The 13,992-nt window shown below is 72.3% G+C and carries 11 protein-coding genes; 5 read left to right on the top strand and 6 right to left on the bottom strand.

What is annotated here, in order from left to right; translation table 11 throughout:
* The first annotated feature begins 4 nt into the window (after positions 1 to 4).
* Complete coding sequence (locus OG702_RS13430) at positions 5 to 304, top strand: SCO4848 family membrane protein (RefSeq protein ID WP_327289117.1); 300 nt, start codon at positions 5 to 7, stop codon at positions 302 to 304.
* 45 nt (positions 305 to 349) lie between these two features.
* Here OG702_RS13430 and OG702_RS13425 read toward each other — a convergent pair whose 3' ends face one another.
* Both OG702_RS13425 and OG702_RS13420 read right to left on the bottom strand, forming a co-directional pair.
* Positions 350 to 1,159: a TetR/AcrR family transcriptional regulator gene (locus tag OG702_RS13425; RefSeq protein WP_327289116.1), complete on the bottom strand. Its 810-nt coding sequence runs from the start codon at positions 1,157 to 1,159 to the stop codon at positions 350 to 352.
* A gap of 146 nt (positions 1,160 to 1,305) precedes the next feature.
* Entirely contained in the window at positions 1,306 to 3,531 is a 2,226-nt protein-coding gene (locus OG702_RS13420) for an MMPL family transporter (protein WP_327289115.1), read from the bottom strand.
* A gap of 155 nt (positions 3,532 to 3,686) precedes the next feature.
* On the opposite strand from OG702_RS13420, the gene OG702_RS13415 reads away from it, so the two are divergent.
* Positions 3,687 to 4,427, top strand: coding sequence for a response regulator transcription factor (locus OG702_RS13415; RefSeq protein WP_327289114.1), 741 nt, complete (start codon positions 3,687 to 3,689; stop codon positions 4,425 to 4,427).
* Between the two features lie 4 nt (positions 4,428 to 4,431).
* Positions 4,432 to 6,006: a sensor histidine kinase gene (locus OG702_RS13410; RefSeq protein WP_327289113.1), complete on the top strand. Its 1,575-nt coding sequence runs from the start codon at positions 4,432 to 4,434 to the stop codon at positions 6,004 to 6,006.
* An 18-nt stretch (positions 6,007 to 6,024) separates the two neighbouring features.
* Here OG702_RS13410 and OG702_RS13405 read toward each other — a convergent pair whose 3' ends face one another.
* The gene (locus OG702_RS13405; protein WP_327289112.1) at positions 6,025 to 7,584 is read right to left on the bottom strand and encodes an FAD-dependent monooxygenase; all 1,560 of its coding nucleotides are present in this window, start codon (positions 7,582 to 7,584) and stop codon (positions 6,025 to 6,027) included.
* Positions 7,585 to 7,618: 34 nt separating this feature from the next.
* Positions 7,619 to 8,299, bottom strand: a complete 681-nt coding sequence (locus OG702_RS13400; RefSeq protein WP_327289111.1) for a TetR/AcrR family transcriptional regulator — start codon at positions 8,297 to 8,299, stop codon at positions 7,619 to 7,621.
* A 174-nt stretch (positions 8,300 to 8,473) separates the two neighbouring features.
* On the opposite strand from OG702_RS13400, the gene OG702_RS13395 reads away from it, so the two are divergent.
* Both OG702_RS13395 and OG702_RS13390 read left to right on the top strand, forming a co-directional pair.
* Complete coding sequence (locus OG702_RS13395) at positions 8,474 to 8,866, top strand: hypothetical protein (protein WP_327289110.1); 393 nt, start codon at positions 8,474 to 8,476, stop codon at positions 8,864 to 8,866.
* On the top strand, positions 8,866 to 11,316 hold the full coding sequence (locus tag OG702_RS13390) for a DUF4132 domain-containing protein (protein ID WP_327289109.1): 2,451 nt from the start codon (positions 8,866 to 8,868) through the stop codon (positions 11,314 to 11,316). The genes OG702_RS13395 and OG702_RS13390 overlap by 1 nt, the downstream gene beginning before the upstream one ends.
* Before the next feature lie 124 nt (positions 11,317 to 11,440).
* On the opposite strand, the gene OG702_RS13385 is transcribed toward OG702_RS13390, so the two are convergent.
* Both OG702_RS13385 and sdhA read right to left on the bottom strand, forming a co-directional pair.
* Entirely contained in the window at positions 11,441 to 12,223 is a 783-nt protein-coding gene (locus tag OG702_RS13385) for a succinate dehydrogenase iron-sulfur subunit (RefSeq protein ID WP_327289108.1), read from the bottom strand.
* Positions 12,223 to 13,980, bottom strand: coding sequence for a succinate dehydrogenase flavoprotein subunit (sdhA, locus tag OG702_RS13380; RefSeq protein WP_327289107.1), 1,758 nt, complete (start codon positions 13,978 to 13,980; stop codon positions 12,223 to 12,225). The genes OG702_RS13385 and sdhA overlap by 1 nt, the downstream gene beginning before the upstream one ends.
* Positions 13,981 to 13,992 lie beyond the last annotated feature (12 nt).

The following is a 13,992-nucleotide window of genomic DNA, read 5'->3' as shown; positions in this document are numbered from 1 at the left end:
ACGTATGAAGCTCAGTCGCCCGGTGTCCTGGTTCCTCGCCGCCTTCGGGGTGTGGTCGTGGATCGTCTGGGTCACCTTTGTGAAGAACCTGTGGAAGGACACCAGCGGTCTGGCCTTCCGCCACGGTGACCACTCCTCGCCGACCGCGTACTTCTGGATCCACCTCACCCTGGCCGTGGTCTCCACCGTCTTCGGCAGCGTGATCGGCGCCATCGGCCTGCGCGGCCTGCGCGCGCTGCGCCGCGAGCCGCGGCCGACGCCGGCCGGGACGCAGCAGCAGGAGCGGACGCCTGCCGGACGGTGAGCCGGCGCGTACCGGCGGCGGCGCCCCGCGGGCCCCGGCCGTGCCTCAGGCGTGCCGCGGGGGAGTAGCCGCCGCGGCCGGGCCGCGGGTGACCGCGGTGCGGCCGATGGTCGGCAGGATGAAGTCCTGGATCAGGCCCTTGGCATCGCGGACCATCGGGCGGAAGACCCGGTAGCGGGACATCGCGATCAGCCTGGCCACCAGCGGGGTGGAGCGGCGGACGAACTCGCGGGTGCGGGCGGTGCCAGGGGTGCGGTCGAAGACCCAGTAGAGGACGACCGCCATCAGGTGCAGCCACAGCAGGTCGGGCAGCAGCTCGGCCAGCTCGGCGTCGACCTTGGGCGCCAGGTCCGAGCCGGACAGCACGTCGCGGAAGAGGTCGACCGCGGTGGCCCGCGCCGGGTGCGACTCGTTCGAGAACGGGCTGAGCGAGCTGTCCGGGTCGGCGGCCGTACGGAAGAACTGCGCGGCGAACTCGTGGTAGCCGGCCGCGCAGTCCAGCCAGGACTCCAGGGCGATCCGCAGCCGGACGTCGAAGTCCCGCTCGCCCGCCATCCGGGCCGTGGCGTCCAGCGCGTGCGCGTACGTCATCCGGTCGTAGAAGCCCTGGATCAGGAACTCCTTCGACTCGAAGTAGTAGTACGCGTTCCCCACCGAGACGCCCGCCTCCTGGGCGATGGCCCGCATGGTGGTCTTCTCGTAGCCGCGCTCGCCGAAGAGCCGCATCGCGGTCTCCAGGATCAGCGCCCGGGTCTGCTCGCTCTTGCCGGTCTTGGGCCGGGCCCGCCCGCCGGGCAGCTCATCGCCGGGCCCGGCGGCGGGTCCGGTCGTCGTACCGCTGCTGTTGTCCTCCATCACGGTGAGCCTATCCGGGCGGCGCGCACCCGTCGGCGCGGTCGGCGGCCTCCCAGGACCGGTCACGGCCCGGCCGCGGCCGGGCTCGCCACCCGGCCCGGCTCCGTACGGGCGGAGCCGGGCCGGGTGGGACGCTCACCAGCGGGTCAGTCGGTGGACGACGCCAGTGCCAGGTCCGGCGTCCGCCCGCCCTCCTCGGGCGCCGCCGGATCCTCGGCCGGCTCCACCGCCATGTGCGGCAACCGCTTGTCCAGCCAGGCCGGCAGCCACCAGTTCGCCGTACCGAACATATGCATCAGCGAGGGCACCAGCACCGTCCGCAGGATGAAGGCGTCCAGCGCGACGGCCCCGGCCAGCCCGATGCCGAACATGCCCAGCACCCTGACGCCGCTGAGCGCGAAGGCGCCGAAGACGCAGATCATGATCACCGCGGCCGAGTTGATCACCCGGCTGGTCTCGGCCAGCCCGATCCGCACCGCACGGGCGCTGTCCCTGGTGTGAACCCACTCCTCGTGCATCCGGCTCACCAGGAAGACCTGGTAGTCCATCGACAGGCCGAACAGCAGCGCCAGCATGATCACCGGCAGGAAGGCGTCGATCGGCCCCTGCCTGGTCGCCCCCAGCAGGCTGCCGCCCCACGCCCACTGGAAGGTCGCCACCAGCACGCCGAACGACGCGCCCGCCGCGACCATGTTCATCACCGCCGCGGTCAGCGGGACCACGATGCTGCGGAAGGCGAGCAGCAGCAGCACGAAGCCCAGCGCGATGATCACCCCGATGAAGATCGGCATCTTGCTGCCGAGCACCGAGGCGAAGTCCTTGAAGGTCGCCGTCGGACCCCCGACGTAGGCCTTCATCGTGGTGCCCCGCTCGGCGGCCGGCACCACCTCGCCCCGCAGGTGGTCGATCAGCGTCGTCGTGGCCTTGTCCTGCGGCGACGTCGTCGGCACCGCGCGCACCAGCGCGACCGTGCTGTCCGGCCGCATCGGCATCGCGGCGGCGTAGGCGATGCCCTTGGTGTGGTCCAGCGTGGTGACCAGGCCGTCGAGCGCCGCCCTGTCCCGTGCGCCGCCCGGCACCTCGGCCAGGATGGTCAGCGGCCCGTTGAAGCCGGGCCCGAAGCCGTCCGCGAGCATGTCGTACGCCTTGCGGGTGGTGCTGGACTTCTGGTCGTTGCCCTGGTCGGAGGAGCCGAGGCGCAGCGACAGCGTCGGGATAGCCAGGACCGCCATCACCACCACCGCGACGGCGGCCAGTGCCTTCGGGTGCCGCTGCACGAACGACGACCAGCGCATCGCGGCACCCACCGCGTCCCCGGTGTGCGCCCCGCTCGCGGCGAACTTCCGCCGCTGGCGGCGGCTGAGCACCCGCTGCCCGAACACCCCGAGCAGCGCGGGCAGCAGCGTGATCGCGGCCAGCACCGAGACGACCACGGTCATCGCGGCCGAGATCGCCACCCCGTACAGCAGGCTCAGGCCGACCGTGAACATGCCGAGCAGCGCGATGCAGACCGTGCCGCCGGCGAACAGCACCGCACGGCCCGAGGTGTTCACCGCGGTGACCGCCGACTCCTCGGGCGACTTGCCGCTGAGGATGCCCTTGCGGTGCCTGGTCACGATGAACAGCGCGTAGTCGATGCCGACGCCGAGGCCGACCAGCATCGCCAGCTGCCCGGCGAAGTCCGGCACGTTCATCGTGTGGGTGAGCAGGGTGATCAGCGAGGAGGAGATGCCGATGGCGAACAGCGCCGTCACGATCGGCGTCAGCATGCCGAACAGCGAGCCGAAGGCCAGGAAGAGCACCAGCGCGGCCGCGCCGATGCCGACGAATTCGCTCAGCCCGGCCGGCGGCTGCTCGACCGTGGCGATCACGTTGCCGCCCAGCTCCACCTGGAGCCCGTCGGCGCGGGCACCGTGCGCGGTGTCGACCAGGTCCTGCACCTGCGCCTTGTCCAGCTCGGCGCCCAGCACGTCGTACGTCACCGTCGCGTACGCCGTCCTGCCGTCCTTGCTGATCTGCGTGGCACCGGCGGCGTCATACGGGCTGACGACCTGGCCGACGTCCTTCTGGTGCCGGACCTTCTCCAGCATCGGGGCGATCCGCTGCCGCACCGAAGCGTCCTTGACCGAGCCGGAGTCGACGTGCCACACCACGGTGTCGGACTCGCCGGACTGGTCGTGCACCGCCTTGTCGAGCAGGTCGATGACCTTGCTGGACTCGGTGTTGGGGAGCGAGAACACGTTCGAGTAGGTGTCGCCCGCGATCCTGCCCGCGGTGCCGGCCCCGAGCAGCACGGCCACCCACAGCAGGATCACCAGCCATTTGTGCCGGAAGCACCATCGCGCCAGAACGGCCACGATCTTTTCCCCCATCCCTTTGTCTTCACACACGATCTTGTCTGCTGATCCACTCGCCCCCCTCCAGACTCAGCGGTCGCCCCGCCCTGACCAAGCCGAAACGACTTCTCTCAAGGAACTCCAAAGTTCGCGTGCGCCAGTGGTGACGCGGGTTGCGGATACTTGACCTCATGGAGACAGCTCTCGGCACGGCTCCCAGGGTGCTCGTGGTCGAGGACGAGCCCGGAATCGCGGACATCCTGCGGATCACGCTCAGCTACAACGGCTTCACGGTGCACTGCGCCGCGACCAGACGGGAGGCGCTCGCCGCCGTCCGTGAGCACCGGCCCGACCTCGTGCTGCTCGACGTCATGCTGCCCGACGGCAACGGCTGGGAGGTCTGCCGCGCGCTGCGCGCCGAGCACGCCGCGGAGCGGGCCGCCGACCCCGGCACGGACGACCTCGCGATCATCTTCGTCACCGCCCGCGACGCCCCGCGCGACGTGGTGGCCGGGCTGGCGCTCGGCGGCGACGACTACATCACCAAGCCCTTCGGCGTGGACGAGGTCGTCGCGCGGGTGCACGCGGTCCTGCGCCGCACCCGGCGCGACACCGGCGTCGCCGAGCGGGTGCTGCGGCACGGCGACCTGGAGATGGACGAGGCCACCTACTCGGTGCGCCGGGCCGGCCAGCCGGTCGAGCTGACCCCCACCGAGTACAACCTGCTGCGGCACCTGCTGCGGCACGCCGGGCGGATCATCTCCAAGGAGCAGCTGCTGCAGCACGTGTGGCAGTACGAGACGGTCGTGCCCTCGACGGTGGTCGAGACCTACATCTCCTACCTGCGGCGCAAGCTCGACCGCTTCGGACCGCCGATGATCGAGACCAGGCGGGGCGTCGGCTACGGGCTGCGGGCGGTGGAACAGGCGTGACGCCATGAGCCGGCGGCGGCTGCTGCCGCGCCCCAGGACCCTGCGCGCCCGCCTCACCCTGGCCAACGTCGCCTTCGTCGCCCTCGGGCTGCTGGCGACCGCCGCCTTCAGCGTGATGGCCACCTACATGGTGCTGGGCAGCGAGATCGACAACACCCTGCGCGAGTCGCAGCGATCGGTGAGCAGCGCACCGGTCACCTCCAGCGGGCTGCGGCAGCTGTGCGCGCTGGCCGGCATCCTGCAGCACGGCAAGGACGGCGGGCTGTCCTTCGCCAAGGCCTTCAAACAGGACCTGTTCGTGGTCCTGGACTCCGACGGGAGCAACTCGTCGGTGTGCGAGAACAGCGGCGGCGCCAACAGCCGTATCCGCCAGGACCTGACCGCTGCCCTGCCGCACCCTGGCGCGCTGGCTCGCAGCGGCAAGGCCGTCAACGTCCGCGCCGCCGGCACCGACTACCGGGTGGTCGTCACCCGGCTCAGCGACGGCACCATGGTCGTCCAGGGCATGCGCTACAGCGGGCTGGAACACGCCATCCACAAGCTGCTCATCTGGGAGTCCGCCGCCGGGCTCGCGCTGCTCGGGCTGCTCGCGGTCGGCTCGCTGACCGCTGCCAGACGCCGGCTCAGCCCGCTGGAGACCATGGTCGAGACCGCCTCCGCCATCGCCGAGGGCGACCTGTCACGGCGGATCGCCACCGCCCGCCACGGCTCCAGCGAGGTGCGGCAGCTGAGCACCGCCCTCAACGCGATGCTCCAGCAGATCGAGACCGCGCTGACCGAGAGCGAACGCGCCACCGCACAGCTGCGGCACTTCCTCGCCGACGCCTCCCACGAACTGCGCACCCCACTGGCCTCCGTCCAGGGCTACCTCCAGCTCTACGAGAAGGGCATGCTCGACGCCGACGACAAGGAGCGCGCCCTGCACCGGGTCTCCGCCGAGGCCACCCGGATGAGCCGGCTCGTCGACGAGCTGCTCGCGCTCGCCCGGCTGGAGGAGCGCCCGGTGCTGGACTTCCAGCCGGTCGACGTCCGCGCCCTGGTGCGGGACGCCGCCGCGGACCTCGCCGCCCAGCAGCCCGGCCGCCCGCAGACATTGCTGCTGCCGGCCGGCGACCGCGCCGTCCACGCCCTCGGCGACGAGGCGGGGCTGCGGCAGGTGGTCGGCAACCTGCTCAGCAACGTCCGCATCCACACACCCCAGGACGCACCGCTGGTCATCGAGGTCACCGGCGACGCCTCCGCCGTACGGCTGCGGATCACCGACGCGGGCCCCGGGCTCGCCCCGCGGGACGCCGCCCGCGCCTTCGACCGCTTCTTCCGCGCCGACCCCGAACGCGCCCCCGACACCGGCGGGGCGGGCCTGGGCATGGCCATAGTCCAGGCCGTCGTCCAGGCCCACCACGGCACCGTCAGCCTGGACACCGCACCCGGGCAGGGCCTCACCGTCCACATCACCCTGCCCGCGGCCGGCCCGCCCGCGTCCTCTCCGGGGCACTTCCCCCGGCAGCCGGGCACCCCCGCGGGCGCCGCGGTACGGGAGCCGGCGGCCACCCCGGCCAAGGGGCTCGCGGTGGAGTGAGCTACGCCTCGCCTCGCCTCACCCCACCCCGAACCACCGCCCGCCTGCTGCCCGCAGCTCCGCGATGTCGGTCCGGGCCGGGGCCGGGGCGGAGGTGGCCCAGGCGACGTAGGAGTCGGGCCGGATCAGCGCTGCCGTGAAGCCGGGGTCGGCCGGCGGCTGGGCGCTGCCGGTCACCACGTCCACCCGGGCGGACCAGCCGGCCGCCGACTTCGCCGCCGTCGCCGTCCTGGTGAGGTCGAGCAGCAACGGGCGGCCGCCGCGGGTCAGTTCGCCGAGCCGCAGCGGGCCGGCCGGGGTGGACAGCGCCAGGTCCCTGGCGTGGGTGCCGACCAGCGGATGACCCGCTGCGCCGGCTATGTCGTAACGCAGGTCGGAACCCGCTATCAGGTCCGCGACCCGCTGGACCGCCCCCTGGTCCTGCAGCAGCTCGCCGAACACCGCCCGCAGCGCGTCCACATCGCCGCCCGGCTCCAGCAGCGCGGACTGGGCCTGGGCGTAGACCAGGGTGCGGCGGGCGGCCGCGGTCCGCTCGGCGGCGTAACTGTCGAGCAGCCCCTCGGGCGCGGTGCCCGCGAGCTGCGCCGCCAGCTTCCAGCCGAGGTTGATCGCGTCCTGCAGCCCGGAGTTGAGCCCGGGCCCGCCCCCCGAGGCGTAGACGTGGGCGGCGTCGCCGATCAGGAAGACCCGCCCGTCGCGGAACCGCTCGGCCACCCGGGTGTTGCCCCCGGTGAGCCGGCGCAGCACGAAGGGTCCGGCGCCCTCGGGCGCCGCCACCGGCACCTCGGCGCCGAGCACCCGCCCGATGCTCGCCGCCATCTCGGTCAGGCTCATCGGCTCGTCACCCTGGACCGGCTCCCACTCGACGGTGGCCACCAGCGGCGGCCGGCCGGGCAGCGGAGCCCAGTTGAACGAGCCCCGATCGGTGCGCCGCGGCAGGAACGGCGCTACCACGCCGACCCCCGGCACCCGCAGGCCCTCCGGGCCCACGTACTCCGCGGGGACGCTCACATGCGCGTGCCGGGAGACCGACCGGTCGTAGGTGATCCCCGGGAAGCCGATGCCGCAGAGCTTGCGCGTGACGCTGTGCGCCCCGTCGGCGCCGACCGCATAGCGGGCCGTCAGCCGGTACGGTCCCGCGGGCCCGGCGATCTCCAGCTCGACGCGGTCGTCCCGCTGCGTCAGCCCGGTGACCTCGTGCCCGATACGGATGTCGGCGCCCGATTCCAGCGCCCGGGCCGTCAGCACCTCCACGATGCGGTGCTGCGGCACCGCCACCGTGTAGACCGGGCTCTCCGGCAGCCCGCTCAGGTCGACGGGCAGTCCGGCGAAGGTGAAGAAGGCGTTGTTGGGCCGCGGCGGCCCGGGGCTCCCGCTGAGGCTCTCGTACAGCCCGCGCCGGTCGAGCGCCTGGACGACCTGGCCGACCAGCCCGTTCGCCCGGGGCTCGCGGCTCGACTCCGCAAGGCGTTCCAGCACGGCCGGGCGCACGCCAAGCAGGCCCAGTTCGGCAGCCAGCATGAGTCCGGTGGGACCCCCGCCGACGACCACGACGTCGACATCCACCTCGTCGGCCATCAGGACATACTCCTCTCGACTCTCGTGTCACTGCTCACTGCTCACTGCTCACGGGCGCGGGAAGGCCCGCCGTCACCTGTTCGAGGACCTCGCTTATCAGCGGCCCCAGCGGCACCGGGGGATCGGCGCGCAGCCAGTGGCTCAGCGCCGTGCCGATCGCGGCCCCGACCGAGGCGGCGACCAGTTTCGGATAGAGGTCGACCCGCGGGTCCGTCCCCGTCCGCGCACCGATCGCCTCGGCCAGCACCACCTGCGCGGCCTGGTCGGCGCGCAGCACCTCCCCCTGCACGGCGGGCTCGGACAGCACCTTCCAGATCGCGTCGGTGTGCCGCTTCCCCGCCGCCGCGTCGACCGGTCCCGCCGGCTCCGGGACGAACTCGGCCTGCACGGTGGCCCTTATCGACTCCCACAGCGGCTCCCGGGCCGGGCGCGCGTCCAGCGCCCGCGCGACCCGCATCATCCGGTCCAGGTGGGTGGCGGCCACCGCTTCCGCCTTGCTGGAGAAGTAGTTGCGGAAGGTGCGCTCCGAGACGTTCACCGCCGCGGCGATGTCTTCTATCCGCACGCCCTCCCAGCCGCGCTCGATGCTCAGCGCGATCGTGGCGTGGCTCAGGGCGGCACGAGTCTGCCGCTTCTTGCGCTCGCGAAGCCCGTCCGTGGCGTCGGTGGCATCGGTGGCGTCTGCCGCCTCCGCCGGGCCGTCCGTGGTGTCCATGCCTGCCAAGCTAGCATCTTTGCCGAACCGGAAAATTGTCCCTGTGGATAACTTTGCCGAATCGGTAAGATCATCGGATCCCGCCGTCGAGCACCGGTGCCCCCACCCGGACCGGCCGGCCGCCGGGCACGGTCGCCGGGGCGACTGTCAGTGGTCCGCCCTACGCTCGCGGTCATGGGAATGGTGACCTTCGTCGACGAGACGACATCAGGGGAGACGCGCGGCTCCTGGGGGCTGGACGTCACGGAAGAGCGGCTCAGCGCCCGCGAGTTGATAAGGCGCCGGGTCCGCCAGGAGGTCGCGGAGTACAACGCGCGGCAGCCCGAGGTCTTCAACGGCCTCGTCCAGCCGACCGACGCCGAGCGCACCCTCAACGGCTACCGCCTGCGCGCCCCGCGCCGTCTCGACGCCGAGCGGCAGTGTGAGCTGGCGCTGGACGCCTTCGGCCGCAACGGCTTCCTGCTGCTGGTCGCCGACCGCCAGGTCGAGGAGCTGGACGACCAGGTCGACCTGCCGGCCGGCACCGAGGTGGTCTTCCTCAAGCTCGTCCCGCTGGTGGGTGGCTGATGGCCACCGCGGGGGAGCACGTGGTGGCGGTCCGGCGGCTGGCCGCGGCCGACGACATCGAGGCGCTGGCCGACCGGCTGGCCGACGTCTTCGTCCAGCCGCTCCTCGTGAACGGGTCCTACGGTCCGAAGGTGATCGCGGTCGTCGACGATCTGACGCCGGACCAGCGCGCCCGGCTGGTGGCCCGGCTGGCCGAGCGCTACCGGGCCGTGACGCAGGTGCAGGGCGGCGACGCCGGCCCCCGGTACGGACTGCTCGTGGTGGCGAGCTGCGCCCGTCGCGGCCCCGGCACCGACCCGCTCGCCGACGAGCGCTCGGGATGGCTCGCCGAGCTCGGCGGGGACTTCGCGCCCTGGTACGACGGATGGCTGGACCAGCTGGTCGAGGCGGAGATCGCCGCGGGACGCACCCCGCCGCCCGCCGCCGTGGGCACCCTGCGCAGGATGGCGATGGTCCACTCCCGCCGGCCGGCGCTGCTCACGGTCGTGAAGAAGCTCGCCGACCCGCCGCTGAATCCCGGTGAGGCATGGTCGGACGACGCGCTGGCGACCGCCGTCGTCCTCGGCGACCCCTGGCCCCAGCTGCTGCGGCTTGCCGTCGCCGCGACCGCCGCCCGGCCGTCGGCCCGCTGGGAGAAGGACGCGCGGGCGCTGATCGACCGGCTCGGACCGGCCACCGTACGGGACAAGGCGGTGCACTGGCTGGCGCTTGCCGGGCGGCCGAGGACCGTGCTGTTCGCCCGCCGCGACCACGGCCCGGATCCTGACGCGCTGTTCGACCCCTTCAACGCCAACGCGCTGCGCGGTCTGGCGTGGCTGGCGGCCCTGCTGCCGCCGGATCCCGGCATCGCGCGGGCGCTGGGCGGGCTGGTGGACACCGCGCTGCGCAAGGTCCCGGGCCTCGGCCCGCGCAATCCGAAGCTCGCCAACGCCGGAGTGGGCGCGCTGGCCCGCTGCGAGGGCGAAGCGGCGCTCGGCGAGATCGCCCGGCTGGCCTCCCGGGTGACCTTCCGCGGCACCCGCAAGCAGCTCGACGCGGCCCTGGAGGCACGGGCCGCCGCCCTCGGCCTGAGCCGGGAGGAGGTCGAGGAGCTGGCGGTGCCCGCCTACGGCCTGACGGAGGTCGGCCTGCTGCGGCACGACCACGGCGAGCTGGCGGTGCGCGCCGGAAAGGCCGTGCTGAGCTGGCGCAACGCGGCGGGCAAGGAGGTCAGGGGAGTCCCGGCCGCCGTCAAGCGCGACCACCTGGAGGAGGTGGCCGCGCTCCGGCTCGCCGCGAAGGACATCGACCGGATGCTCGCCGCCCAGGCCGAGCGCCTCGACCGGCAGTTCCTGGCCCGCCGCCGATGGACCTACCCGGCCTGGCGCGAGCGCTGCCTCGACCACCCGCTGGTCGGCACCCTGGCCCGCCGCCTGCTCTGGACGGTCGACGGGCGGGCGTGCGGCTACGCCGACGGGGAGTTGCGCACGCTCGCCGACGCGCCCGTGACCGAGGGGTCCACCGTCGAGCTGTGGCACCCGGTGGACCGGGAGCCCGCCGAGGTGGTCGCGTGGCGCGACTGGCTGGAACGGCACGGGATCACCCAGCCGTTCAAGCAGGCCCACCGCGAGGTCTACCTGCTCACCGACGCCGAGCGCGCCACCGGCACGTACTCCAACCGTTTCGCCGCGCACTTCCTGCGCCAGCACCAGTTCCAGTCGCTGGCGGCGGTCCGCGGCTGGACCAGCGTGCTGCGGCTCGCCGTGGACGACAGCTACCCGCCGGCGATGCGGGAGCTGCCGCAGTGGGGGCTGCGGGCCGAGTTCTGGGTGGAGGCCGTGGGCGACGAGATCACCGAGTCGGGGAGCCATCGCCATCTGGCCACCGACCAGGTCCGCTTCTACCCGCTGGAGGAAGCGGTCAGCCACGCCCACGCGGGCGGCGGCGGCTACCGCCACCCGGCAGGGGGCACACCGCCGGAGGGCCTGCCACTCGGCGAGGTCCCCGCGCTGGTCCTCAGTGAAGTCCTGCGCGACGTCGACCTCTTCGTCGGCGTCGCCAGCGTCGGGAACGATCCGACCTGGCAGGACGGCGGCCCCGGGGGGCGCTACCGCGAATACTGGGAGTCCTACGGCTTCGGCGACCTCACCCTGACCGCCCAGGGACGCCGCGACCTGCTCAGCCGGCTCGTTCCCCGGCTGGCGATGGCCGACCGGTGCAGCGTCGAGGGCCGCTTCCTTGAGGTGCGCGGCGACCTGCACACGTACAAGATCCATCTCGGCTCGGGGAACATCCTGATAGCGCCGCACGACCGCTACCTGTGCGTCGTCCCGAAGGCCGCGCCCGCCGCCCCCTACGACGGCTACCTGCCGTTCGAGGGCGACCGCACCCTTGGGCTCATCTTGAGCAAGGCGCTGCTGCTGTCCCGCGACAAGGAGATCACCGACCGCACGATCCTGAGCCAGCTCTGACGTCCCGGCGCCCCAGCCCCGCGCCCCCGCCGCACGGCGAAGGCCCGCCCCCTCGGTGGGTGAGGGAGCGGGCCTTCGGCGCAGAACGGCCTGCGCCGGGCGGAGTCCGGCGCAGGCGGGAGGATCAGAAGCGGCGCGTGATGAGCGCCCGCTTCACCTCCTGGATCGCCTTCGTCACCTCGATGCCGCGCGGACAGGCGTCCGTGCAGTTGAAGGTGGTGCGGCAGCGCCAGACGCCGTCCTTGTCGTTGAGGATCTCCAGGCGCTGCTCGCCGCCCTCGTCGCGCGAGTCGAAGATGAAGCGGTGCGCGTTGACGATGGCCGCCGGGCCGAAGTACTGGCCGTCGTTCCAGTAGACCGGGCAGGAGGAGGTGCAGGCGGCGCACAGGATGCACTTGGTGGTGTCGTCGAAGCGCTCGCGGTCCTCGGCGGACTGGAGGCGTTCGCGGGTGGGCTCGTTCCCCTTGGTGATGAGGAAGGGCATCACGTCGCGGTAGGCCTGGAAGAAGGGGTCCATGTCGACCACGAGGTCCTTGAGCACGGTGAGGCCCTTGATGGGCTCGACCGTGATGGGCTTCTCGGGGTTGATGTCCTTGATCAGGGTCTTGCAGGCCAGGCGGTTGCGGCCGTTGATGCGGACCGCGTCGGAGCCGCAGACGCCGTGGGCGCAGGAGCGGCGGAAGGTCAGGGTGCCGTCGATCTCCCACTTGATCTTGTGGAGGGCGTCCAGGACGCGCTCCTTGGGGTCCATCGGCAGCTGGTAGTCGACCCACTCGGCGTCCGCCGAGACCTCGGGGTTGAAGCGGCGGACCCGCAGCGTGACCGTGACCAGGTGGCCCGCGGCGACCTCGGCGGCGTCCAGTGCCGCCGAGTGCTTGTCCAGCGTCGGAGTATTCGGGGTGCTCATCAGTACTTACGCTCCATCGGCTGGTAGCGGGTCTGCACGACCGGCTTGTAGTCCAGGCGGATCGACTCGGCGCCGGTGGCGTCGTCCAGCTCGCGGTAGGCCATGGTGTGCCGCATGAAGTTGACGTCGTCCCGGTTGGGGTAGTCCTCGCGGTAGTGGCCGCCGCGGGACTCCTTGCGGGCCAGCGCGGAGACGGCCATGACCTCGGCGAGGTCGAGCAGGTTGCCCAGCTCGACGGCCTCCAGCAGATCGGTGTTGAACCGCTTGCCCTTGTCCTGGATGGAGACGCTGAGGTAGCGCTCGCGCAGCTCGCCGATCTTCTCGACGGCCGTCTTGATGGTCTGCTCGGTGCGGAAGACCATCACGTTGGCGTCCATGCACTCCTGCAGCTCGCGCCGGATCTCGGAGACCCGCTCGTTGCCGGTGGCCGAGCGCAGCCGCTCGACCTGGGCCACGACGAGCGACGCCGGGTCCTCGGGCAGCGGTGCGAAGTCGTTGGCGTGCGCGTACTCGGCGGCGGCGATACCGGAGCGGCGGCCGAAGACGTTGATGTCGAGCAGCGAGTTGGTGCCGAGCCGGTTCGCGCCGTGCACGGACACGCAGGCGACCTCGCCGGCCGCGTACAGGCCGGGCACGACGGTGGTGTTGTCGCGCAGCACCTCGCCCTGGACGTTGGTGGGGATGCCGCCCATGGCGTAGTGCGCGGTGGGCTGGATCGGGATCGGGTCGGTGTACGGCTCGATGCCCAGGTAGGTGCGGGCGAACTCGGTGATGTCCGGCAGCTTGGCGTCCAGCTGCTCGGGCGGCAGGTGGGTCAGGTCGAGGTAGACGTGGTCGCCCTCGGGACCGCAGCCGCGGCCCTCGCGGATCTCGGTGTAGATCGCCCGGGAGACGACGTCGCGCGAGGCCAGGTCCTTCATGACGGGGGCGTACTTCTCCATGAAGCGCTCGCCGTCCTTGTTGCGGAGGATGCCGCCCTCACCGCGGGCGCCCTCCGTCAGCAGGATGCCCATCCGCCAGATGCCCGTCGGGTGGAACTGGAAGAACTCCATGTCCTCAAGCGGCAGCCCGCGCCGGTAGACGGCGGCCTGGCCGTCACCGGTGAGGGTGTGCGCGTTGGAGGTCACCTTGAAGAACTTGCCGGTGCCGCCGGAGGCGTAGATCACCGACTTGGCCTGGAAGACGTGGATCTCGCCGGTGGCCAGCTCGTACGCCACCACGCCGGCGGACCGCTGCACCCCGTCGACCTCGGTCAGCAGCTGGTCGAGGACGTAGAACTCGTTGAAGAACTCCACACCCTCCTTGACGCAGTTCTGATAAAGCGTCTGGAGGATCATGTGACCGGTGCGGTCGGCGGCGTAACACGCCCGGCGGACCGCGGCCTCGCCGTGGTTGCGGGTGTGGCCGCCGAAACGGCGCTGGTCGATCCGGCCCTCGGGCGTCCGGTTGAACGGCAGGCCCATCTTCTCCAGGTCGAGGACCGCGTCGATGGCCTCCTTCGCCAGGATCTCGGCGGCGTCCTGGTCGACCAGGTAGTCGCCGCCCTTGATCGTGTCGAAGGTGTGCCACTCCCAGTTGTCCTCCTCGACGTTCGCGAGGGCGGCGGCCATGCCGCCCTGGGCGGCGCCGGTGTGGGAGCGGGTCGGGTAGAGCTTGGTCAGGACGGCGGTGCGGCTGCGCTTGGTGGCCTCGATGGCGGCGCGCATACCGGCGCCGCCCGCGCCGACGATGACGGTGTCGTACTTGTGGATCTGCATGGGGTCGCTTTC

The sequence above is a fragment of the Streptomyces sp. NBC_01198 genome (assembly GCF_036010485.1).
Classification (GTDB): domain Bacteria; phylum Actinomycetota; class Actinomycetes; order Streptomycetales; family Streptomycetaceae; genus Actinacidiphila.
The sequence above is the reverse complement of the archived record's forward strand: the minus strand, read 5'-3'. Positions and strand labels throughout refer to the sequence as shown.